Source organism: Planctobacterium sp. R6 (assembly GCF_055755215.1).
The window spans coordinates 1-24,756 of the sequence record NZ_JBVTQY010000044.1 but is presented as its reverse complement, the minus strand read 5'-3'; the positions used below and the strand labels follow the sequence as shown (position 1 = coordinate 24,756).

At 46.6% G+C, this 24,756-nt stretch carries 19 protein-coding genes; 10 read left to right on the top strand and 9 right to left on the bottom strand.

What is annotated here, in order from left to right; translation table 11 throughout:
• Positions 1-2: 2 nt before the first annotated feature.
• Genes AC0J20_RS19850 through AC0J20_RS19835 form a run of 4 tightly spaced genes read right to left on the bottom strand, consistent with a single transcriptional unit; the run spans position 3 to position 3,264 of the window.
• Entirely contained in the window at positions 3-446 is a 444-nt protein-coding gene (locus AC0J20_RS19850; protein WP_229531308.1) for a hypothetical protein, read from the bottom strand.
• A gap of 31 nt (positions 447-477) precedes the next feature.
• Positions 478-1,866, bottom strand: coding sequence for a peroxidase family protein (locus tag AC0J20_RS19845; RefSeq protein WP_473023060.1), 1,389 nt, complete (start codon positions 1,864-1,866; stop codon positions 478-480).
• A gap of 17 nt (positions 1,867-1,883) precedes the next feature.
• Entirely contained in the window at positions 1,884-2,516 is a 633-nt protein-coding gene (locus tag AC0J20_RS19840) for an anti-sigma factor (RefSeq protein ID WP_229531310.1), read from the bottom strand.
• Positions 2,506-3,264 (bottom strand): RNA polymerase sigma factor, encoded by a 759-nt coding sequence (locus AC0J20_RS19835; protein ID WP_473023059.1) that lies wholly within the window; start codon positions 3,262-3,264, stop codon positions 2,506-2,508. The genes AC0J20_RS19840 and AC0J20_RS19835 overlap by 11 nt, the downstream gene beginning before the upstream one ends.
• A gap of 397 nt (positions 3,265-3,661) precedes the next feature.
• Here AC0J20_RS19835 and AC0J20_RS19830 point away from each other — a divergent pair, with 397 nt between their 5' ends.
• A complete protein-coding gene (locus tag AC0J20_RS19830) occupies positions 3,662-4,828 on the top strand; it encodes a hypothetical protein (RefSeq protein ID WP_473023058.1) in 1,167 nt (388 codons plus the stop codon).
• A gap of 8 nt (positions 4,829-4,836) precedes the next feature.
• A complete protein-coding gene (locus AC0J20_RS19825; protein WP_229531313.1) occupies positions 4,837-5,532 on the top strand; it encodes a DUF998 domain-containing protein in 696 nt (231 codons plus the stop codon).
• Between the two features lie 301 nt (positions 5,533-5,833).
• Here the strand turns inward: AC0J20_RS19825 and AC0J20_RS19820 are convergent, their stop codons facing one another.
• Complete coding sequence (locus AC0J20_RS19820; RefSeq protein WP_473023057.1) at positions 5,834-6,283, bottom strand: RrF2 family transcriptional regulator; 450 nt, start codon at positions 6,281-6,283, stop codon at positions 5,834-5,836.
• A gap of 109 nt (positions 6,284-6,392) precedes the next feature.
• On the opposite strand from AC0J20_RS19820, the gene AC0J20_RS19815 reads away from it, so the two are divergent.
• Positions 6,393-7,088 carry a class I SAM-dependent methyltransferase gene (locus AC0J20_RS19815; RefSeq protein WP_473023056.1) on the top strand — a complete coding sequence of 232 codons (696 nt, stop codon included), beginning with the start codon at positions 6,393-6,395 and terminating at the stop codon, positions 7,086-7,088.
• 77 nt (positions 7,089-7,165) lie between these two features.
• Here the strand turns inward: AC0J20_RS19815 and AC0J20_RS19810 are convergent, their stop codons facing one another.
• The 3 genes from AC0J20_RS19810 to AC0J20_RS19800 all read right to left on the bottom strand — a co-directional run bounded on the left by AC0J20_RS19810 (position 7,166) and on the right by AC0J20_RS19800 (position 11,824).
• Positions 7,166-7,501: a zinc ribbon domain-containing protein YjdM gene (locus AC0J20_RS19810; protein ID WP_229531316.1), complete on the bottom strand. Its 336-nt coding sequence runs from the start codon at positions 7,499-7,501 to the stop codon at positions 7,166-7,168.
• A gap of 124 nt (positions 7,502-7,625) precedes the next feature.
• The gene (locus tag AC0J20_RS19805) at positions 7,626-10,763 is read right to left on the bottom strand and encodes an efflux RND transporter permease subunit (RefSeq protein ID WP_473023055.1); all 3,138 of its coding nucleotides are present in this window, start codon (positions 10,761-10,763) and stop codon (positions 7,626-7,628) included.
• Entirely contained in the window at positions 10,760-11,824 is a 1,065-nt protein-coding gene (locus AC0J20_RS19800) for an efflux RND transporter periplasmic adaptor subunit (protein WP_473023054.1), read from the bottom strand. The genes AC0J20_RS19805 and AC0J20_RS19800 overlap by 4 nt, the downstream gene beginning before the upstream one ends.
• Before the next feature lie 162 nt (positions 11,825-11,986).
• Here AC0J20_RS19800 and AC0J20_RS19795 point away from each other — a divergent pair, with 162 nt between their 5' ends.
• Positions 11,987-13,027, top strand: coding sequence for a helix-turn-helix domain-containing protein (locus tag AC0J20_RS19795; protein ID WP_473023053.1), 1,041 nt, complete (start codon positions 11,987-11,989; stop codon positions 13,025-13,027).
• 65 nt (positions 13,028-13,092) lie between these two features.
• Positions 13,093-14,451 (top strand): amidohydrolase family protein, encoded by a 1,359-nt coding sequence (locus AC0J20_RS19790; protein WP_473023052.1) that lies wholly within the window; start codon positions 13,093-13,095, stop codon positions 14,449-14,451.
• A 10-nt stretch (positions 14,452-14,461) separates the two neighbouring features.
• On the opposite strand, the gene AC0J20_RS19785 is transcribed toward AC0J20_RS19790, so the two are convergent.
• A complete protein-coding gene (locus AC0J20_RS19785; RefSeq protein ID WP_473023051.1) occupies positions 14,462-16,408 on the bottom strand; it encodes a RecQ family ATP-dependent DNA helicase in 1,947 nt (648 codons plus the stop codon).
• Positions 16,409-16,753: 345 nt separating this feature from the next.
• Between AC0J20_RS19785 and AC0J20_RS19780 the strand changes: the two genes are divergently transcribed.
• From AC0J20_RS19780 to AC0J20_RS19760, 5 genes are all read left to right on the top strand, one after another.
• Positions 16,754-16,933 (top strand): hypothetical protein, encoded by a 180-nt coding sequence (locus AC0J20_RS19780; RefSeq protein WP_229531322.1) that lies wholly within the window; start codon positions 16,754-16,756, stop codon positions 16,931-16,933.
• A 167-nt stretch (positions 16,934-17,100) separates the two neighbouring features.
• On the top strand, positions 17,101-17,487 hold the full coding sequence (locus tag AC0J20_RS19775) for a BlaI/MecI/CopY family transcriptional regulator (RefSeq protein ID WP_229531323.1): 387 nt from the start codon (positions 17,101-17,103) through the stop codon (positions 17,485-17,487).
• Positions 17,488-17,498: 11 nt separating this feature from the next.
• Entirely contained in the window at positions 17,499-19,433 is a 1,935-nt protein-coding gene (locus tag AC0J20_RS19770) for a TonB family protein (RefSeq protein WP_473023050.1), read from the top strand.
• Positions 19,434-19,560: 127 nt separating this feature from the next.
• Positions 19,561-20,901, top strand: coding sequence for an MFS transporter (locus AC0J20_RS19765; RefSeq protein ID WP_473023071.1), 1,341 nt, complete (start codon positions 19,561-19,563; stop codon positions 20,899-20,901).
• A 170-nt stretch (positions 20,902-21,071) separates the two neighbouring features.
• Complete coding sequence (locus AC0J20_RS19760; RefSeq protein ID WP_473023049.1) at positions 21,072-24,641, top strand: FG-GAP-like repeat-containing protein; 3,570 nt, start codon at positions 21,072-21,074, stop codon at positions 24,639-24,641.
• Positions 24,642-24,756: the final 115 nt, after the last annotated feature.

The window sequence follows — 24,756 nt, the reverse complement described above, 5'->3', positions numbered from 1 at the left end:
GCTCATTCAATTCTTTTCCAGCGCCACCTCGCTACGTTTTCATGCTCAACTGCTTTTGTAAACTGAACTAAATCAGCTTCTTTGAAATCCAACGGGAAATCCGCAAACCTGTCATCGTTTCCAGAAATCACATACTGCTGTATTTCATTGTCTATCTCGATGCCAAAGTCCAACACAGGAATCGCATTGGAATGCAATTGCCACAAAAAGCGTTGTTTACCATCGTCGACAATTTTATATAGGTGCTGTTTAATTCGAATATCACCGGTAGGGGTAAATACGGTGGTACTCATGACTCGGCCCAGGTCATCGTGGTTATATTCAAATGATACAATAAAGTCACCATCCAGGGGCAAGTAATGAATGGGGCTGAAACCGTCTATTGGTTGTCCGTGAGAGGACTTTCCCTGGACTGATTCCCAGCTTTTCTTTAAAACACTTGGCATAAATTTCTCCGTCTTAAGGTGAGTTAAGAAATCAAACTGATTTTGTAAACTTTGCTAGCTCCTCTATGGAGGTAAAAGTGCTATGCGAAGTATTTGTGTCTTGCAGTAACTTTGAGAATACCTGACCTACTATAAGGCTCCCCAGAGGCCCAAGTATTCCCTTTTTTCCATATAAATCGGAGCTTTGTGAACGAACCAGAGAGCGCAATTTCGCACCCTCACGCAGGATATAAAACCAAAGTGGAGTACTGTTGAATAAGGTGTACCGTTCAGGAATGAGGTCTGTATGGGTAAACCCTGAGAACAACCAGTATTGTGGCGCTGTAAAATAGCTAAAATAACGCTTCAGTTGAGGATAATATCTAATATAGCGCTCTATGTAAGTTTGTGCGTCAGCTACACCAAAATCATGTGCGCGCATCAGATTACGTGTACTCATTGAAATAAATTCGCGAGACGTCAGGTGAGGAACGTTGATTTTGACTTTTGCGGAGAGTTCCATCGCTTTGTTTGTGGGGTCATTAATGAATGTGTGCCAATTAACTCGATACAACTTATTCATTGGTGCATCGCTCACTATTCTTAGATCAGACCGACCAAATCCGCCGTGATTCGTCTTCGCCAATATTTCGCTTAGGGTAACGCCACGTTGTTGTCCTATGGCGTAAAAATGACGAACCATATTGTGACCAAACCGAAATGTAGCAGAATGGAATGCCGCCGGGATATCTGAATTAGCAGCATCTAATTGTATGGCAGGTGCTGCAGTCTCATCTCCAAAGTACAATGACCATAAGTCCTCAAACATGATCTTTTTTAGAAAGTCCCACTTTATCAGGTAATGGTAAACATTTTTTGTTTGCCGTTTCGCTTCCTCAAAGGACTTGCCGCTTTGGATAAGGTGATTGTGGTAACGCATCCAGATCAGAGTGAATTGTGAAATCAACAAATTTTGGTCATTGCGCTCATCCGCAAGGAGTGGGGTGCCGTTATTGTCTCGAGGAATGTCATATCGATTAACGCCATCTTTACTAAAGAGACAAAACTTACCTCTTTTATCAATTCCAATGTTGTCATTACCATACAAACTCTCAAGATTTAACGGATTGGCAATGTTATTGAATGCACGGGCAATACCGAAAAATGTATCTGAGGGTTGATGGTTTTGATTGGAAAATTTGGCGATATCGTGGGCGATGAATTGCCCAAAGTAGGTATAAATTGCTGAGAGCCTCAATTCCATGTCACCACTGTCTATCTGGTCTTGTTTATTACAAACTTCACCGAGGCTTAACAGTTGCTCGGATGAAAAGGCGGGCAGAGGAGCCTGAGGGGGAGTTTCAACCGTTTTCTGATTCGCTGCTACAATGGCAACATTATTTTCCATTTGATGGAATGCACTTTTCCACGCTTGCAACATTAGTCTTCTCCAGCGAGTTATGGGCGCACTAAAAACAGCTTAAGTATGTCCCGCTTATTTAATTCCTGATTAGTTAAAACCAAATCCAGGTGTTGTTCTTTTAATTCAGATAATTGCACAACAATTACAAGTTCACCTGCTGCATTAGCAGAAACCTGCTCGCTGACGAGCAAGTTGCCCGAGACCGACTCCACCAACTGCAATTGGTAGTTGGTGGGGCTAATGTCCCCAGTTTGGATAAACATCGTCGCTTTATTATTGTTATCTAATGTAACTTTTGTTTTCGATGTTGAAACTCCCCGCGACGTTTCTAAGAACAATACATTGCCACTGCTATACACTTGCAATTCAGGCTCAGACAGCAAGCTTATGGTCAATAATACTGAAGCAGCCAGACCAGTTATAACACCCAGCGGAAAACTGATAACCGGGGAAGACAATACATCTCTCCATCGTTGCTTTCTTTTTTCTGTCGGTGTGACAAAGCTGTAATGCTTTGACGCATCTATTAATGCCAGAGTCATTTGCAATTCTTCAAACAACTTCTCATCTTCCATTAATAAGTCTTCAAACCAAGCTGTTTCCTCAGGAGAAAGCTCTTTATTAAGATATCTGACCTTTAATGTTTCATCATTTACGTCATACTTCATAATTGGCCTTGCGCTCTGGAAGACTACTTAAACCGTGAGCGCTGTTAATAGTTTTATAGTGACTCGGGTTAGCGAAACCTCTCACACTTGCAACAAAATTTTCTATACGGCTATGATTTGACTGCAAAATTAAGCACATAAATATGCAGAGTAAATAGTCAGATAGGGTATGTGACTTGAGGTCAATATTCAGTTTTCTGGCAAGTTCCTCTTTTAAACGTTGTTTGGCTCGGAATATGACTCGATCAAAATGAGCTGGACTGATATTTAACTTAGTACATATTTCAGACTTGCTGAGATGTTCAACGTAAGTCCATTTCAATATGTCTCGATCTCTGGAAATATCGAACTGTTCTATGGCAATTAATACGAGTTCTGTTAGTTGTTGCCTTGAATATGCGCGTTCTGGTGAGGTGTGTGTATCAGGTATATAGTCAAACTCATCGCAATCAAATGTAGCCTGGCGTTTATATTTACGTTTGCTCTCAATAAGTAAATTTGTGCCGACACTGCGAATGAATGCCCCCAAAGAACTCTCTGAATTGATTTCATTATTTCGAGCTTTTTGTATTACGACTACAAAGGTGTCTTGGCACAAATCAAGAACCTGTTGAGAGTCGATATTTTGCCTCTCCAATATAAATTTAAGTCGGTTCCAATATTGTGAAACTAGCCTTTTCTCTGCTTGTCGGTCACCTTGTTGGATACTGTCTAAAAGGTCTCCGCGCTCGACTAGTGCTTGAGTCATGAGTGAGTTTTTTTCTGGTTATTTTTAATTGATAAAAATACTAACCCTAAAAAAATGTTTAAACAACACGGAGTTCTATGTTGATTAATTTATTAATTGTATTTTCATTTAAAATTCGAGCTTATAAAGTTTCGTGGCCCATACGAACTCCATAATGCATGTGCTTAAAAACACCTCATTTCACGCTTGACATGTTTATTTGACTATTTCGTTTGGGCTGAATGCTGGTGCCAATATAGCGGAAATAATGATTTTTGTGAGGTTCTGGTGGGGCAATATAAACGTCGCTGGAACACCCCGAGGTCATTGGTAGATATTTAAAAAATTAAATTTTGCTGAGAGAAATTAATTTTGAGACCCACTCAAGGAGTAGTTGTTTAAAATATGTGAGAACATCATGGTAAAAATTACAATAGTTAGTGCACTAATATTTATTAGTATGGGAGCGTTTGGGGAAGAAAGTGTTTTGTCCACGGATGATAATTGCCAACTGGCAAAGGAAAAGGCGAAATTGATTTTAAAGGATGAAATTGCATTTGCTGCAACCAACAGTAAAAGAGAGGAGCTTGAAGAGTTACTGAGCAGGAAAGAGTTGATTCAAAAAAAACATCAAATTAATTGTTTACTCAATAAGTCGCCATTGAGCGATACAGATCAAGAGCAATTAGTCAAACTAACCGCACAACAAAAAGAAGCGATAAAACCAGAAATCAAAAAAGAGCAAAACACGGCTGACAGTCATGTTATCGCTGCCTTTGAATTTGGTACAATGTGGTTGCCAGATTACAGCGATGACACAAATGGTGGCTTTTCTGAAAATAGAGCCTATTTCGACAGTTATTTTGACGGACGCTATGACTTCGCTGATGCTCCTGACAAAGACGATGGTCTGAATCTCCTGATAAATGCTGGATTTATTGGCACGTTTTATGGTTCTGGTACTAATGTGGAGCCAGAGAGTGTCGACGATAACGGTGTAATCGCTATGTCAGACCAATCCAGCAACACTGGTTTTCCAACCGATTTTAATCAGGTTTCAGATACGTTTGATGGTAGTTTTACATTGCGTGCTTCAGCGTCATATTGTAATAAAGAAACTACTTTGTCGAAACTCGCCTGTGTTCTGACTAGTGAAAACAAACGCTCTAATCTTGGCATAATCTATCGCTATGGATTTCAAAATCGGGATAAAAGATTAGAAAATTCAGACACGGTGAATCGATATAAGGGATGGGGGCTGGATTATCGCTATTATCGTTCCGACATTCTTGCTGGTAGGAATGCAATTCCTGATGTCATTATAACCTATCTCCACAATGCAAAATTTGAAGAGTATGGTGCAAGAGTCTCGACAGAAGCTTGTACGGAAGGAAATACCAGTTGTCTTGTACCCATCGAAAATGCCAAAAGAAAGTTGCTCTTGTTCAACTGGAGAATCGTTAAGGATAAGCCTTACTTTTTTGGATTTCGTCTGAATGCTGGCGAAGGTCAGGATGATTACGGTGTGACTTTAGGGATACGCAAGAATGGTACCGATCTTCTTTCCTTTTTTGGTATTGAGTGAGACAAATCATGAGCGGCAGTGCAGAAAACATCAACGGTGTGAAAATTCGAGTTTTTTCCTATCGAATCCAGAGAATGATCATTGGCATTATAGCTATAGTCTTGCCTTTTGCTGTTGTGGCGGCAAATCTGATTGCAAATTCTGGATGGGGGCCGCTAACCTCAATCAGTATCTACTATCACACAGATGGCCGTGATATTTTTGTCGGCTCTTTGTTCATCGTTGGATCTTTTCTAATTTCTTACAAAGGTTGGTACGATGAACGAGTAGCTGGCAAATTTTGGTTGGGAAATCAATCGTTGCTAAGCACTATCGCTGGTGTAAGCGCCTTTTGCGTAGCGCTATTTCCAACCGAATGCAGACATATATGTCGTTGTAAAGAGGTCGCTTGCTATATTTCGTTTGTACATGGTGTAGCGTCATTTGTATTGTTTGGTATTTTATTCGTATTTAGTATTTACATTTTTCAATATGACGAAGGCTGTACTACAGTTGCACGAAAACGACGGAACATTATGTATAAAATTAGCAGTATCGGCTTTGTCATTGCTGCAATTTTGGTCATTGCTCATTTTCTGTTAAAAGAACAATGGAGTAGTTTCCTGTTCGCGGCAGAAGCAACAGCGCTCTTGTCTTTTGGGTGGGCGTGGCTGGTGAGCGCGAAATATTTACCCTGGCTGAGGGATGCTGATTCTGATTTATAAGAGCAGTAGTGTAAAAGGCAAGAAACAATGATTGCTGCATTAGCCAAACATAAAATGTCTCTGTTGATATAGCGTTGGTAACATAGTCCGTCAGTAACGCGGGTGAGAGTAATTATTCGCCACTTCAATTGCTCTACAATAGGCTATTACATCAATGATTGTGCATATCCAGGGGCAATTGTTGAAGAGTATCCAATAGTAACTGGAATGACTTAGGAGAAGTTATATTTTCCTTGTTGGACAAACATCTATAAATGCTTAACTGGTATTATCTGGGCGGCACTTCTGGGTTAAACAGATTTCAGCCCTTGCTTGTTATAAAGCCTTCTAACTGAGCCAGTAATTTTTCATCATAGCGCAAGGCGCTGAGTTTGATTTCTCTGAAGCGGGCTAACATCAGGGCTTCTGCTTCATGCAGTACTCCAGAAATCGCGGTGTTGACGGCTTTTTCAATGGGGCAATTATTGTGTTCGTCGGTTAAACCAATGGTAAACAAGGAGGCGTCACCCACCAGTGTTTGGATATCAAACAAGGTGATGTCGGTGAGCGAAGTTTCAAGGTGCCAGCCGCCATTGTGGCCTTTTACCGAAGATACATAACCGGCCTTTTTCAACAATGCCATGGTTCTTCGTACGACAACCGGGTTGGTGCCCAGCATCTTGCCTAGTTCATCGGAGGTGACACCACGGTTTAACATGTCCATGTGGATCAGGGCGTGTAATAGACGGGATAGTCTGCTGTCTTTTCTCATTTTTTCATCAATTGTTATTTATGTAACAAATAAAGTTACGAGTATTGCCGGTTGTAAATTTTTAATGTAACTTATGATGTTACTTAAGGTGTATTCAGGACAATTATCTATGAATCGGGAAGAAATTACAGATCTGTTTGACCAACAGGCCACAATTTACGATGACAACTGGCAAAAAGTAAAACCCATCAAAGATGCTATGCATCTGGTGTTACAGGCGGCATTTAGGGATTTACCCGACGATGCACGAATTTTATGTGTCGGTTCGGGAACCGGTCAGGAAGTGGTGTATCTGGCCCAGGCGTTCCCATCTTTTAAGTTCACCCTGGTGGAGCCAGCACCGACAATGATGCAGGTTTGTCGCGCCAATTTAACCCGGCTGGGTTATGCGTCCCGCTGTGAGTTTCACGTTGGCTATCTTGAGAATTTGTCGCATACACCCATACATCATGCTGCCACCAGTTTATTGGTGTCACATTTTCTGATGGACCCGGCGGCCCGCAGTGAGTTCTTTCGCGAAATTGCCGCCCGGCTATTGCCCGGTGGCATATTGTTCAATGCAGATTTGATGGCCGATACTGAGTCTGCCGACTACCCGGCAGTATTAAATTTGTGGATGTCGGTGTTACATCAGACAGGTATGGATGCCGCCAAAAAACAGGAAATCAGAGAAACCTATGAGCGTGACGTCGCGATTTTACCGGCACACAAGGTTGTGTCACTGATCGAAGCTGGTGGATTTAACAAGGCACTCGCCTGCTATCAGGCGGGCATGATCACTGCGCATACGGCATTTAAATCCTGATAGCAGCCAAACTAGCGTTATGTGGCTTCTTGTTTTAAGCAGGAAGCCACCTGAAGGTAATTTGCCAGTCTAATCTGTCAGGCCTTTTTCACAAACTTTGCGGTGACCATCATCTCTCCGACACCATCCACTTTGCAGTCCAGCTCGTGATCTTTTTTATCCAGCACCCGTCTTACCAGTGCTTTGGTGCCAATTTTAATCACCTGAGAACTGCCTTTGATCTTGAGATCTTTGATAACCGTGACCTTGTCGCCATCCACCAGTAAGGCACCATTTGCATCTTTGACGTTAATGGCTTCGTCTTCTTTTACTTCTGTGGGGTTCCACTCAAAGGCACATTCCGGGCAAATCAGGTTGTCCTGATCCTGATAAACATATTCTGAGTTGCATTGCGGGCAGGGAGGAAATGACATCGGATTTTCGCTATATCTAAAAAAACCTCGCAGAGTATAGCAAACTTAGCCACATGCAAGCGGATTAAGCACAATATTACAGATTAATATAATAAAATGCTTAGTCCGTTTTCCTTGCCTGAGATCAGGCGTTCTGGGCCGACTTCGTGGCGGTATCTTTTAACAATGCGACCAGTAACGCCGGTAAAAAGCTCATGGTCAACACCATGGAGCCCAGGATGCCACACAATACAATGATGCCTACGCCCCGATACAATTCTGTGCCCTCTCCGGGGATTAATACCAATGGTGCAAGCCCCAGGATCGTAGTGGACGTCGACATTAATATGGGGGTCAGGCGACGTTTAACTGCCTGATGCACAGCCTCCTGTACGCCCATGCCAAGCTCCTGAATATGCTTGCGGGTTTGTTCAACAATCAAGATGGGGTTGTTGACCACTGTACCCAGCAAAATCAAAAAACCTAACATAGTGATCATGTCGAAAGGTTGATGAAAGCCGGGCAATCCTGTCGCTGAGACGACTCTGCCAATTCCGTTGAGCAAAATCAGACCCAGTAAACCACTGGCCATACCCAAAGGCACTGTAGCCAGGATGAACAGCGGGTATTGCCAGTGCTTGAATATCGCCACCAGTAACAGGTAACTGATCACCAGCGCAATTAAGAAGTTTCCGGATAACGAGGCGCGTGTTGCCTGCAATTGATCTGCGGCACCACTGACATCAACGCGGATCCCCTGAGCAATTTCACCCGACTGCCATAAAGTGGGCAATAGTTCTGTACGCACAATTTGTTCCGCTGTTTCCAGTGCCACATCTCTGGGAGGGATAATGTAAACCGTAACCGTTCTGTCGCCGTCAATACGGCGCAGGCTGTTACTGTTTTTGGTTTCGATCAGATCCGCCATGGCATTCAATGGCAGTACCCCGCCAGCCGGGGTGATCATTGGGGCGTGGCTTAATTGCTCGATGGTTTGGGCGTTCCCCGCACCGCTGTACAAGAATATATCAACTTTGTCATCGCCGAGGATAAACTCATCCACAAAGGCGCCGTCACTTAGTGCCGACACCGCGTAGCCAAAATCACGATTATTAAAGCCCAATTCTTCTAACCTGCGCCAACGAGGACGTATCTCAATCAGAGGTTGGGTTAATGACAAGGAGCCCGGATCGGAATTGATTTGCGGATTATCAAAAGACGCTTCTGCCTGTCGATACACCGCTTCTGCTGCCTGATACAACTCTTCCATATTGGCCCCGGAGATATCCACCGCTACTGCCCGGGAACCGCCATCGTTGCTGGAGATAATTGACCCGCGCGACGAAAACGCCCGCATGTTTTCATAGCTTCTGAACTTTTGGGTGATCTGATCCATCATCTGGTTAATGTATGCCGGATCTTTGGGGGCGCTTAACAGCCAGATTCGCCCAACTGATACCCGCAGCATGTAGTATTCTAATGGCACCATATCGTCTTCCCGATAGTCATCTTCTGCCAGGGCGGTGTAGTTATCAAAATACGCCCGCAGTTCATCACCAATTTGCTGCATCTCAGTAAGGTTATAACCTGGCGGGGCTATCATCATGCTGAATGCTTTGGGCTCTTCGCCTTCCGGCAGGTATTCAGCCGCTGGCATAAACCACCAGGCCAGAGCGGGAATGATCAGGAAAAACGCCACACTATAACCCCGGGCAGAGGTGCGGCTTTGGGTGAATAAGGCGGTGAATTTAAGCCATTTTCGCTCTGACGTGGTGCGTGACACGGTCACGAATTCTTTGTTTTTGGTAAGTTTTGCCAGGCTGACCGGCACCACAAACACCGCAATCAGCATCGATGCCAAAATTGCGCCTGAAATGGCGATGGCAATATCTGAATACAGCTGACCCGCTTCTTCCTGCACAAACAGGATCGGAGTAAAGACCATGATGGTAGTGGCCGTTGAGGCCAGTACTGCCGGCCAGACATCCTGCACCCCGTCTATCGCGGCCTGTAATTTGGAGGTGTTTTTACGCCAGGCTTCTATGATGGATTCCAGCACCACAATCGTATTGTCCACCGTCATACCAATGGCAAAAGCCACACCGGCAAGCGAAATTACGTTGATGGTTCGGCCCATCAGATTCAGGGCGACAAATGCCGCGATGGTGCAAACCGGAATACCCAGAACCCCAACCAAGGTGGCTCTGCCAGAGCGCAAAAACAGGTACATGACACCGGTGGCCAGCAACGCGCCTAAAATCAGGTTAAACCAGACATTTTTCAGAGAATCCTGTACGTATTGCACATCGTCTCCCATCAGGATCATCTCAAGGCCGTTTTGCGCCAGCAAATTGTTGTTCAGATCCTCAACGATATCTAAGATGCCTTGCTTGATGGCAATCACATTTGAGCCACTTTCCCGTCGAACTGACAACATCAGATTGCGCTGACCATCGAAATATGACAAACCACGTGTTTCGAAATGGTCTAGCTGGATATCGGCGATGTCGCGCAGGTAAACACTGTTGTCGTTTACCCGTTTGATCTCAATGTCACCGATTTCGGACAACTCTTCAAAGCGGCCGACTACCCGCAATAAATAGCGATTTTGCCCGCTTTCGATATCCCCGGCAGACGCATCCCGATTTCGATCCCGTACCGCATCGCGAATTTCACTGAGGCTGATACCTCGTTGCGCCAGCCTCGCCGCATCCACTCTTATCTGGATTTGGCGGGCCGCGCCGCCATTGACACCAATTTCAGATACCCCTTCAACGCTTTCCATACGGGGACGAACGTAATCCTGAGCAAAGTCACTGAGCAAATCCATGTCCAGTTGTAGCGGGTTTCCAGGCAAGGGCTTGAGCGCAAAATACATAAAGGCGTTGCTGGAAAAGGCACTGGAGAATAATCTGGGCTGGTCGACATTTTCCGGGTATGAAGGCACCTGGCTAAGGGCATTGTTGACCCGGATCAAGGCGTCATTTGCATCGACACCAAAAGGGAAATCCAGTTCAATATTGGCTTCGCCCATTTCGGCGTATGAGGTCATTCGTTGTAAGTTGGGTAAACCCCGTAAGTAGCGCTCCTGCTCAATCAGAATTTCTTTTTCGATATCCTGTGGTGTGGCACCTGACCAACCAGTCTGAACGGTTATCGTGCGTACTTCCAGGTCAGGGATCATCTGAATTGGTGTCTTGCTCGAAGTCACCAGACCCAGGATTGCGGCGATAAATACGCAAACCGCTACCAGAATCCCCCGGTGAGCTACTGTCGCTATCATTCTGCATCTCCCGATTGTTGCATACTGACCTGGGTGTTTTCCTGCAGCAATTGCACACCTTTGTTTATGTAAGGAACATCGGCTGGGGCACCGGATACTGCCACCCGATCTCTGTCACGCTGTTTGATCTTAACAATGTGGCGTACCGTTTTATTGTCCTGCACTGAAAATACGCTGTTTCCGCCATCCGGGTGAGACTTTATGGCAGATTTGGGTAACCACAACAACGGCTCTGCATGGGCACTCAAATCCAGTCGCATCGTGGCAGACATACCGGCGATAAGGTGCTGATCTGCACTGACATCCACAAGCATATTAAATGTACGGGTTTGCGGGTCCGAAACCGGTACAATGGCAGATATGGGTAATTGCATTGTTTGCGCCTGAGCGTTGTCAGCGGTAACACGGACAGTTGCTTTGCCACTGGCCAACAGCGCCGCGATGGCACCGTAGTGTTCCTGAGGAACCGCAACTTTGAGTCGTAATTGGGTGTTAGACACCAGATTGAATACGGCAGTTTGAGGTTGTACCCATTCACCGAAATCGGCATTTCTGGTTGTGATCACTCCTGAAAAAGGGGCGTAAACAGTATGCCGTTTTAACACTTCCTGCTGCAGGCTCAGGCTGGCGTTTGCGCGTAATAGCGAAGTTTCAACTTCGGATACTCTGGACTTTCGCTCGGCAATTAAGGTTTCAGGGACAAACTGCGTTTTTGAAAGTCTCAGAGCCTCACGATAAACGCGCTGTGCTTCGGCAAGCTGGACTTCGGCGGTTTTTACTGCTGCCTGTAATTCCTGTGCCTGAAACTCTGCCAGGCTGGCGTCTAACTGTAAGAGTTTTTCTCCTTTTTCAACACTGTCGCCCATATCCTTGTACAAAGACGCCACCAGGCCTGCTTGCTGTACTGCAATACTGGCGTCCTGAATGGCTTCAATTGTGCCGGTAAGTTGCAGTGTTTGTTGATTCACCACTGATTCCGGATACACTACCGAGACCTCCTGTACCTGAGCCACATTGCTGACAGAAACAAGCAAACAGAGTAAGGGAAGTAAGCGCGACATTAATGTATCTCCATGGGTATAGTCAGCTGACGGGAAAAAAGATGAGATTGAAAAGCTCTCATTCTCATTTGCATACGATATCATAGTGTAAGAAGTTTAAAATGTATTTGAATTATCTATTCAATAACAACCTGGTTTGTTCAGTTACAGAAGGTGTGCTTGATGCCTGAACTAAATGCAGTGAACCTGATCCAGTCAGCGACACTTGGTGTGTCTGTGTTGGGCGCTATTCTGCTGTATCGCAAACCCGCTTGCCGCGCCATTGCATTAGTTATGCTGCTGGTGGGGATAGCCGCTTTAATCAATATTCTGGAAGAGACGGGTATTAGCCGTGGTTATTACCTGGTGAGTCCGGTGTTTGTTATGTTGTTTGGCCCATGTATTTATCTGGCTATTAAGCAGTTCTTGTTGGGGCAATTAAGTCGTGCAGATGGCCTGCATCTGTTGCCTGTTATTCCGGTGGTGTTTTTCACAGAATATGTGCAACAGGTGATTGCACTGGGCACACTATGGCGTTTGGGCTATGCGGTTTTAACTGCACACCTGCTGTACAAAACCAAGTGTCAGTTAGATGAACAGCGTTCAGATACGCAAGAGTATACTTTTCAGTGGCTGGTGTGGGTTGTTGCGGTGTCTGCCATTTTTAATCTTGTGGATATGCTGCGATTAAACAGTCAGCACTGGCTAAATCACGACATCAACGTACTTGGGCAGGGCATTAACAATCTGATTTGGCTGATAGTGATCATGTTGATTACGGTCAGGTTAAATGGGCAAAAGGCACCGCCCGCAATAAATCGTGAAGCGGTTGCTGCGACCACTGAAAACGCGTCCAATGCGGAAGACTACCGGGTTATCTTTGATGAATTACAAGACCTGATACAGCGCCACCAGTGGTACCTGCAACCCAGGCTAACCTTAACCGAGTTGAGTCAACTGACTGGCTTTCAGACCCGCGACATCTCCAGAGCCATCAATTTGCTGGCAGGAAAATCCTTCAATGATTATATCAACCAGTACCGGGTTGAAGTGGTATGCCAGGCAATCCAGGCAGGAGCATCCGGCTCGTTGCTACAGATAGCCACCGACGCCGGTTTCAGCTCCAAAGCATCGTTTAATATGGTTTTCAAAGACATGCTTGGGCAAACTCCCAGTCAGTATAAACAGGTCCAGGATCGTGATTCTCAACGTCTGAAATCCTGATACTAAGCGAGTTGAGACAATCGTGCTTGTAACCTTCCCGTTGTGTTTAACGAGAAGAGTTTATTATGAGATTAATTACCACTTTAATGCTGCTGTTTGTTGTCAGTTGTGCCAGCAGTAATCCGCCAGTTTCTAAGATCAATGAATTTGTGTTGCACAGTGTCAATATTATTGATGTCGCGAACCAAAAGGTACTGGCCGATCAGGCTGTGTTTGTTCGGGAAGGCAAAATAACGCAGGTGTTGCAAAACGATGTCGAAGCGCTACCGCAAAACGTGCCTTTAATCGATGGTGAGGATGGATATGTAACACCCGGACTAATCGACATGCACGTGCATATGTACGAACCTGCCGCCTATAGCATTGCACTGAGCCACGGCGTGACCCATGTGCGGGTAATGAACGGAATTGCTCAGCAACTGAACTGGCGCGATGCGGTGCAGGATGGTGAATTAGTCGGAGCCAGTTCCACGGTGAGTAGTCCGATAATCTCCGCTTATGATGACGCCATGTTACATCATACGGTGCATACTGCGCAGGCCGCCCGAAGCGCGGTACGCAACTATCAACAACAAGGCTATGACCTTATCAAAGCCTATGGCAATCTCAGCGAAGAGGCTTTGCTGGCACTGGTAGATGAAGCGAAAAAAATCGGTATTCCGGTGGCCAAACACGGTCCTCATGCGTCAGGGGAATTACCGGTCAGCACATTGGCAGGATTACAGTCTTTTGAACATGTTGAAGATATTTTTCAGGGGTCACTGCAATATCAGTTTGCGCCCAACGCGCTGCCGGAAGTCATTCAGGCATTGCACGCTACACGGGTTCCTGTGACACCGACCCTCAATATTTTTTACCAGTTAACCCGGTTAAGTGAACAAAAACAGGGCTATCTGGATAGTATTCCGCAAGAATACACGTCAGAGATCATTGCCCTGGAGGCAAAGCACAATCAGGTGGCACGTTGGCTGGATGCTTCAGACAACATGGCAAAACACAATCGTAGAACCCTAAAATTCTTACAGTATATTACTGAGCAACTACACAATGCTAAGGTGCCTTTGCTGGTGGGCTCTGATTCCGGTGTACTGCTTTCACCTCATGGTTTGGCCACCCACACTGAAATGGCCTTGCTGCATCAATCGGGGCTCGACAGTTTTGCCGTGCTTGCAGCGGCAACGGTGAATCCGGCTAACGCGTTAGGCCTGAATCACACAATGGGTAAAATCGAAGCCGGTTATCAGGCTGATTTTATCTTTTCCAAAGGCAATCCACTACAGGATATGGCGGTACTGAAAAATCCAGATGCAGTTAGCAAACTGGGCACCTGGTATGACAGTGAGGCACTGATCGAACTACGCAATCAGGCCATTGCGGATCGCAGCCTGTGGGCAGAGATTTCTGCTCTCTGGCAGGCGCTTTAACCTGGCGCCATTAACCTAATGGCGGCAAGTTTGCCGCCTTTTGCCGGACTTCCTCAAAACGTTGCAGTTCGCAACTGCCCCAGCCCGGTAATTGCCTGGCTTTGGCCCGGGTAAATAGCGGCTGTGTTAAACCGCATAAAAACCGGGCCGCAAGCGTTTCTGAGATGTGCGGCAAAGCCAGGTGCTTTTTCAGGCCCGCCAGATTGTGTTGCAAGGTCGCATCATCTGGAAATGGGAGAGGCTGAGCTTTTGGCAGGTGTGCCACCTGTCCCTGACAGACTGAACAGTGACCACAATGTTTGGGGGCCTGTTGATCATCAAAGTACCTGGCGAGGTTGTAACTCAGGCAGGAATCCAGCTCCATAAAGCGGATCAGCGCTGCAATGCGGCTAATTTCTGATTGTTCATTTTGTTGAAAATAGTGGGTCAGTTGCTCAGCCAAATCTGGCTGTGACACTGCTTCGCTGTTCACCTGATACACTTCGGTCATTTTACTGCTTTGCAGTTCAATGAGGCCCTGTTGTTGTAAATAGTCCAGGGCGGTCAGCACCCGGCTTCGGTCACAGCTGTAGGCTTGTTGTAATTGCTCAATATCCAGTATTCCCCAGGTTTTCTTAAACGCGGTGGCATCGAATATCGCCTGCACAAAGCGTTGCCGCTCAGCGGTGAAACGCGCCACAACGGATTGAGCGTCTGCCAGTAACCTTAGCTTATATTCGGCGAAATAACTGTACTTTGCTCGGATCACTTGTCTAAGTTCCAGTTGCACCAGCAGCGTTTTAAGTGGTAGTTGACGAATATTGCAGTCCTGACTTAGCGAATACAGCTGCAATTCCCAATGACCGTTTTCAGCCGCTTTGATCGCGTCGATAAGGCGATGGATACTCCCCGGCTCCGGTGTATCGCCATAGATGAAGTTTTCCAATGTGTTTAAGCTGCTGAGGTTTGCCAGGATTATGCAATCAGCAGGCTGACCGTCGCGCCCGGCACGGCCAATTTCCTGACTGTAATTCTCAATGGATTTAGGCAAGTCATAATGGATCACAAAGCGAATGTTGGCCTTGTCTATGCCCATACCAAAGGCGATAGTAGCCACCACTATATCGGTTTTTCCGGACATGAAATGCTGCTGGATTTCCTGTCGTTGCTCATCTCTTAAGCCGGCGTGATAGGCAACAGCATTGAACCCCTGGGCTTTCAACTGGTAGGCCAGTTGTTCGGCACTTTGCTGTAAGGTAACGTAAATGATACCGGCCCCGGTGTGTTGCGCGAGCAACTGGATCAGTTTCTGGCTTTTCTCAGTTTCAGCGACCGGCATCATCTGTAAATTCAGATTCGGACGATAAAATCCGGTTTGTACAATGTGTTCCGGCGCAATGTCGAATTTTGCTGCCATATCCTGCTTTACCTTGCGGGTTGCAGTGGCGGTAAGCAGCAGAACCAATGGAATATTGAGCTGCTGTCTGTAGGCCGGTAGTTTCAGGTAATCCGGTCTGAAATTATGGCCCCACTCTGAAATACAATGAGCTTCGTCCACCACTAACATGGAAATTGGGATATTTTCTATAAACTGCCGGAAACGCTCATTTTTGAATCGCTCCACAGACACCATTAGAATGCGCAGCTTACCGGCTTTAATATCGGCCATAACCTGTTTGTTTTGCTCTGGTGTGAGAGTGGAGTCAATGCTGGCGGCGGCTATATTTTTACTGGCCAGAAAATCCAATTGATCTTTCATTAAGGCCAACAGCGGAGAAACCACCAATGTCAGGTGGGGCAACTGCGTGGCGGTGTACTGGTAACACAAAGATTTGCCGGAACCTGTCGGGAAGATTGCGAGTGAAGAATCTCCATTTAATAGCTGATGTACGGTGGCTTCCTGGCCAGGACGAAAACGACTAAAGCCAAATAGTCTCTGTAAGTTTTGAATTGTCTGTGACGAAGTGATTGCTTCCATGCTGTTTCCGTGGGTTGGTAACCTGCTGACACTCTAACCCTGGCGAATGAAGGGTACAAGGCCTGGAATCGCTTAAAAGGTACAGGTTTGTTACCCGTTTTTTGGATTCAGAGGAAAAACCAGGTTAACTACGAAGTCTTTCGTTTTTAGACTTGACAGCAGTAATGTGATTCGTATTTAATGCGCACTACTACGATATCTTTCGTACTAAAAGTTGATCGTACTAAGGTGTTGAAAAAATACTGAGTTGCCGCTCAGCCTGTACAGACACTTAACTCGCAAGTGTTAAAAGCTGTCTCACAGGAAAGCGAAAAACAATAATTCACAAAAAGCAGGAGTGTGAACATGAAAAAGCTGATTTTGGTAAGTTTAAGCGTGGCTTTGTTGGGTTTAGGTGGTTGTTCTTCCACGGGAGACGTTGCTAAAGCTGAGGAAAAAGAATCGAACAAGCAGTCATCTTCACAAACTCGTCGCGCTGGAGAGTGCAGTTCTACAGGGTCCAGATTAGGAAACAGATGTCGTTGATCCAGGGCAAAGTATAAGGCATCTGAACAGGGAAGTTACACTTTCATTGATATTGGATTTAAGGGGAGACCTTCAGAGGTACTCCCCTTTTTAATCTCAGAAACTTGAATTATACGATGAGTTTCGTATATTTAGCACTAATCAACGCAATCAAGCGGGCTTAAAAAATGACGCGAGGCAAATTTAAAGGGGTGCCTACCAGTGCCGAGCTGCAATTACTCAGAGTACTGTGGGAGATAGAACCCACCACAGTGCGTGAAGTACACGAGAAAGTGAATAAGCACAACAAAGTGGGCTACACCACGGTGCTGAAAATGTTACAAATAATGCATGAAAAAGGCCTGGTTGAGCGCGATGAATCAAGTCGGGCACACATTTATAAGGCGATTTATTCTGAAGAGCAAACGCAAAGCTCAATGGTAAAAGATATGCTGAACAAAGCCTTTGGCGGTTCAAAATCTAACCTGGTCATGCGGGCATTGGGGAAATCTCCCAGTGCGCAAGAACTGGCTGAAATAAGAGCGCTGCTGGACTCGCTGGAAAAAGACGCTTAACAGGAGATGTCATGGATTGGTTAAACCTGATTGCAAACAGCGCAATATTACAGACCTTAGCTCAAACCCTGATGCACTTTATCTGGCAGGGCACGTTGCTGGCGGTTGCTTTATTTGTATTGTTGAAAACGATTGATATTCGCCACTCTGAACTGCGCTACAGTGTGTCACTGGGGGCCTTGTTGTTGTGCGTTATTGCCCCGGTCAGTACCTTTTGGTTTTTATATCAACCGCAAATCCTTGCGCCATCGGTAGATGTCGGCCAGGTGTTGAACGGTGTTTCAACCACGGTGATCCAGGCAGGGGGTTCATTGAGCGAGTCCGGTTATCTGAGCCTGTCGTTGCTGACCACCGAGTTACTTGATTATTTTAATTTACAGAACATGCTGGCAATTCTGCCCTTTGTTGCCCTGGCATGGCTGTGCAGTGTCACCGTTTTAAGTGGCAGGGTGTTGTTGCAAATGGTTGGCGTTTGCCAATTACCCCACCAGGCAACACACTCGCCGGAACCGCAATTACAACGGGTGTTTGTGCGACTGCTGCTGCAACTGAACGTGACGGCCAAAGCGCGATTGTATATCTCAGACAAAATTGATGTGCCGATGGCAATTGGTTGGTTAAAACCAGTGGTGTTGTTGCCTTCTTCGATGGTGCTGGGATTAACTCCGGGGCAGCTCGAAATGCTGCTGGTGCACGAATTAGCTCACGTCAGAAGGCATGATTATCTGGTGAATTTTGTGCAGACATTGGTGGAACTGATGTTGTTTTTCCACCCAGGGGTAAAGTGGATCTCAAAGCAGATACGCCTGGAAAGAGAGTGCTGCTGCGACAATATTGCGGTATCTCATAGTGGTAGTCCTGTGGCCTATGCATCTACGCTCACTGATGCAGAAATGTCACGTAGTCATCACATTCCGGATCTGGCGATGGCCGCATCCGGTAGTGACTTAAAACAGCGTATTTTGCGCGTTGTTGGTCACGCTGATTGTGCCGGAGGACGAAACAGAACGCGCTTTACCGCAGTTTTGGCCGCAGTGATTTCACTGACTTCGGTTGTGGTTGTTCTGGTGTCCAACCATGACGATGCAAACTCTAAAGTGGTAAAAAACAACGCTATTTCCTCTGAAAAATTAGTGGCTGAGCACAGTGCGCAAAGTAGCGCGGCCGAGCACGCTGGTGACATTACCCCCCAGGATCAGCAACCGGAGACACAAACTGAAGCAGAGCCTGAGGTATCCCTGGGAGCTTCAACCCCAAGTGAAGCTTTGTCAGCGCAACAAGAGCTCGCTGATGCCGAAAACGAGCGGGAAATCAGCCAGGAACTAACACAAATCCCGGCGTCAGATGTTGAGGTGTCAGATGTTGAGGTGTCAGATGTTGAAGTTATGGCGTCGGTGCAAAATGATAGCGATCCGAATGAACGCGCCGAAGTCAGTGAGTCTGCTGCTGTGCCTTCAGATTCGCCACCGGAAGAATCGGCTAAAAGCTCAGCTGTTGACTACATTGCAGCAACAGAAGGCGCAATTTCTGCTGAGGTTAAACCATCAGCCGTTGTCAGTGCTGCTTCCACACTGGAAGGCCACAAAATAATAGCGGTTGCAGAAAAAACCGCTGCGCCGGTGGAGCAGGTCGATGCTACCCCGGCGGTATTATTAGAGGGCGAAACGCCGGCATACCCAAGACAGGCCCTGAGACGCAAAATAACGGAAGATGTTGAGGTGTCATTTGTGGTGAATACGCAGGGGCAGGTGGAAAACATCGCGTTTAACGGGGATGCACATCGCTCTTTCCGAAAATCCATTACCCGTGCCCTGCAGAACTGGCATTTTGCACCCGCTCAGCAAAATGGCAATGCAGTAACCAGCCAGATCACCCGCATTTTTAGCTTTATTGAACCGGAAAACAATAACCTGACGACCACCGGCACCCGGATTTTTTCCAATTAGTACAGAGTTGTGAAATACCGCACATTGTCAGGCCGAAATTACAATTAATTCGGCCTGGCGCCTTGGCTTTTCTGACGACTTCCTCTAGTCTCTCGGTTTTAGATAATGGGCGGTTTTTGTTGACATGATGCGGGCTTTTTTCTCCTTATATACAACCAATCTTTTTTTAGTTGGTGGTACCGGCCTGCTCACCACCTATCTGGCGCTGTATCTGGGTAAACAGGGCGTATCTACCTTCTGGATTGGGATGCTGACCTCGTTTTATTACCTCGGGTTGATGTTGGGCGCCAAGATCGCATATCACTTTATTCGCTCCGTAGGGCATATTCGTACTTTCAGCGCCAGTACGGCCGTTGTGATCGCCTGTATCGCCGCCCATGGGGTGAGTGACAATGTTTATCTATGGCTGGTGTTGCGGGTGTTGGTGGGGCTTGGAATGATGAGCAACTACATGGTGCTGGAAAGCTGGTTGAACGAACAGTCCGACCAGGATAACCGGGGCCGGGTATTCTCGTTTTATATGATCACCTCCTATCTGGGCATGGTGGCCGGACAGTTTGCCCTGTCTCATTTCACTGAACTGGATTCAGCCGTGTTGTTTCTGGTTTGCATGGCGGTGGCTATCGGGCTGGTACCAATTTCTATCACCCGGCGAATTCACCCCAAACCGCTAAAGCCTATCAAAGTCAGTATCTTTAGTTTTGTTAGGGTGATCCCGCAATCGCTCACTGCCATTTTATGTGCCGGTATGATCAATGGCAGTTTTTATGGTTTGTCACCTTTGTTTGCCAGTAAAGCAGGATTTAGCGCCGAAGATATTGCGTTTTTTATGTCGATAACAGTCGTCGCCGGATTGCTTGCCCAGTGGCCAATGGGCATCCTGTCGGACAAAATCCGACGCAGTTTATTATTGCGTACTAATGCGGTGTTTATCTGTCTGGTGTCCCTGGCGCTGTTTATTTTACCCACAGAGCCCACCCTGGCTTTCGCACTGACTTTTGTGTTTGGTTTGTTTGCTTTTACTCTGTATCCACTGGCATCTGCGCTGGCCAACTCCCGCGTAAGTGATGAGGAGCGGGTTGGGGTGTCTTCGGCACTGTTAATTGCATTTGGTGTCGGGGCCGGTATTGGCTCTGCCGTTATTGCTCAATTGATGACTTATTTCGGGCATGAAGCCTTGTATGGCGCCATGTCTGGCCTGGCAATTATTATGTTTGTATCTCTGACTTACATAAATTCCAGACAGAAGGTGGAGATTATGGAGCCTGACGACTATGTGGTGAGTGCCTCAGATATCACCAATTCACCGCTCGCTGCAACGCTGGATCCACGTATTGATGAAGAAACCGCACAGGAGCAGTTGTTGATTGTCGATGATGATGAACAACAACTCCAGGAGGAAGCGCAACAGATAGAGGGGGGCGACTCCCGCAAAAAGCAGGGGGATTCGGAAACGCCCTCCAGGTAAAAATGGCCACTCCGTAAGGAAAATGCCTTAATTTCACACTACACTTTGAATTCCTACCGGTCTGGACAAGGTTTACCTGGGCTCGGTATAAGCTGGAACGGGTAAAACGCATAAAACCCCAGTGTTACGCGTCTACTTTACTTTCATAGCAAATAAAAAAGGAATCTCTCGTGAAATTAAGGCATAGGTTCATCAGAGTCATTTTCATTAGCTCAATGCTGGTATTCACCGGCATCGCCGCCGCACAAACTTCCCCCGCTTTGTGGCAACTCACGCAAAATATTGGTCCGGAAGCGCTAAAAAACCGGGCACAACACAATAATTCTGCTGAAGTCACGCTAAACAACACCCTGGTGCTGCAACTCAAAGCTGATATGTTGCTGCGCCTGCCGGTATTTTCTGAAAGCGTTGAAGTTAAGCTGAGTCAATCGCGACAACAAGGCTCCACCATAGTTTGGGAGGCTGACAATATTCATGCACCGCATTTACCCAAGGCGCAGTTGTTCCTAAATAATGGCCGCTTGTCTGCCTGGATACCCACCATGGCGGGAACGTTTCGTTTACACAATGGCAAGCTGATCAAAGAGTTTAAAATGGGCGGAGATATTCCGGATTATCGCCTTCCTCAGAACATTAAAAAACTCAATAAAGACGGCGAGGTTTCCTCTGAAAATCATCAAAAGCGTGCGCCGACACACTCTGAGAATAGGCATGGCGGTAATCAATCCGCAGCTGGCGATCTTACATTTAATGTGTTGTTTGTGGTTACTAATGAATTTGTAAATAGTTATCCCGATACTGAGGCGCAAATCAATGAATATATCAGTGCCAACAATGCCATATACGAGGCCAGTGGTATTAATATTCAGATGGCGTCAGCAGGTATTATGCAGTCGGACCTGGAGCAATATTCCGCTGACCAGCTACTGGATAATTTATCCAGTAATGGCGGTAGTGACTCTACAGATGGTGAAATTCCGGATTCATTGATCAGCCCCATTTGGCAGGCAAGGGTAAACAACAGCGCTGATTTTATTGTGGTGATGTTGAACGATTTACCGGAAGGATTGTGTGGCCAGGGGTGGCTTAACGGAAACAGCAGTCAGGTGTTTGATTACGACTATGCCGTGAATGTGACGGCTGCGTTTACTACTTTTTCCGGCAATCCGCAGTTTTGTGGTTACGATACCCTGGGCCATGAATTGGGTCACAATATGGGACTGGCGCACTCGCTACGCCAGGGAGATGACGGCAAGGTATTTACCTATGGTCGCGGTTATGGGGTGGTAGATGAGTTCACCACGATAATGGCGTATGCCAGCGAGTTTGGTTCTGCCTCTGAAGTTGCTGTTTTCTCTTCGCCGGATCTGACTTGTTTGAACCGCTATCAGTGCGGTGTAGAGCACACGCAATCCGATGGTGCTGATGCTGTATTTGCGGTAAATCAGGTCAAAGAAGAAGTCACCTTGATACACAACGACGAAGTGACTTTGCCGATTGCCGATGCCCTGGCAACATTGGATGATTCGCAACTGGCTGACTGTATTTCCGATAATTTTCCGGATGCCATCACCAATGCTCAGGTGGGGTTTCTGGTTTGCACAACGGATTATGCCATTCAGACCATCAATGGACTGGAGAACTTTCCCAACCTAAATACCTTTAGTATGGATGGCAGCAATGACACCTCTTTGGCAGTGTTCCGAAATATGCGTGCTATGGTGCAACTGGATGTGCGCGACTTGTTTATGACCTCTATGCGGCCCATTGCGCATTTACAGGATCAGTTGACTTTCCTGCAGTTCAATCAGGGGAGTATGAGTTGTCAGGATGTTAATGCTGTTGAAAGCTGGGGAATTGACAGTTTTTTCCCGTATGGTCGATGCCAGTCGCTTTCAGATGACAGCGGTGATTTTGATAGTGACGGCATTAACAACCTCGATGATACCGATGATGATAATGACGGTATTGACGATGTGTCAGATGCCAGTCCAAGAGATGCCAGCAATGCCAATGATATTGATGATGATGGCGTGCCGGATAGCAGCGACGCCTTCCCTTACAATGAAAACGAAAGCCTGGATACTGACAGTGATACAGTGGGTAATAATCAGGACTCTGATGATGATAACGATGGTGTTCCGGATGCCGAGGATTGTGCGCCTCTGGACAATACCCAATCCAGCAATTGCGGCAGTGGACAAAATAATTCGCCGACCATTTCCGGTACGCCAGACAGTTCAGTACAGCAAAATAGCCTTTATAGCTTTACACCTTCGGCTTCTGATGCGGATGACGACAGTTTAACGTTTAGTATCGAGAATCGTCCTGGCTGGGCCAGTTTCAGTTCGGAAACCGGTACTTTATCAGGCACACCGGATAACGACGATGTGGGTTCGTACTCCAATATCCTGATCAGTGTGTCTGATGGTACTGAAAGCGCTGCTCTGAGCGCATTTAGTATCACTGTTGTGGATGTTAATGACGCCCCCGAGATTTCTGGTTCGCCTGATACTCTGGTCAGAGCAAACAACAGTTATCAATTCACTCCGCAAGCCAGCGATCCCGACGGTGATAGTCTGACTTTCAGCATTGCCAATAAGCCGCTTTGGGCGAGCTTTAACACCAGTACCGGAACGCTTTCGGGTATACCTGATAACTCAGATACGGGTATTTATTCCGGTATCGTGATCAGCGTCAGCGACGGGGCCTTGTCGGATAGTTTACCCTCATTCAGCATTACCGTACTGGCGAGCATCAGCGATGGCGCTAACTTTGTGGCCTATGATTATGATGGCGATGGCATGGCCGATGTCGGTGTGCGTAGAGCCAGCAATTTTATGCAGTATATTCTGAACTCATCAGACGATACTATTCAGCGTATTCAGTTTGGTAAAGACACCGGTGATATTTCTGTCAGCGGTGATTTTGATGGCGATCAGATTGCCGATGTGGCGGTGCGCCGCGCATCAAATCAATTTTGGTATATTCTCAATTCCTCGGACGGTGAGATTCAACGATTTAATTTTGGCAAACAGGCGGAAGATATTCCGGTTCCGGCTGACTATGACGGTGATGGCATCACTGATATTGCGGTAAGGCGTCCTTCTAATCAGTACTGGTATATTTTGAACTCGTCCGATGGCGAGATTCAACGATACCATTTTGGCAAACAGGCAGAAGATATACCGGTACCTGCTGATTACGACGGAGATGGCCTGGCCGATGTCGCTGTGCGGCGCCCCTCCAATCAGTTCTGGTATATTTTGAATTCTTCTGATGGGGAGATTCAGCGTTACAACTTTGGCAAACAAGCTGAGGATATTCCCGTTCCGGCTGACTATGACGGCGATGGTAAAGCGGATATTGCCGTACGCCGACCTTCGACCCAGTACTGGTATATTTTGAATTCATCTGACGGTCAGATTCAGCGTATCCGTTTTGGGTTGCAGTCGGAAGACATTCCTATTCCGGCGGACTATGACGGCGATGGTAAAGTTGATGTGGCCGTCCGTCGACCGTCAACGCAGTTTCAGTACATTTTGCGCTCCAGTGACGGTGAGATAGAGCGGATTCAGTTTGGCCGGGACAGCGCTGATATGCCGCTGGCGGGACCCGTTATGACCCGCACAGCCGTGCAGATACCGGATAGCTCCGGGGCTGCGGCAGTGCAGGAAGAACTGTCGATACAAAGAAGTATCATCACAGCCGAACAGGCTCGTACCGAGCGGGTACAATAATCCACTATTACAGTGAGGCGACACCACCAGGTGTCGCCTCAGATTGATGATAAACCCCCGCTTTTTAGCGGGGGTTTCTTTTTTTAAGCAGCCGAAGGCTGCGATCGCGATGTTT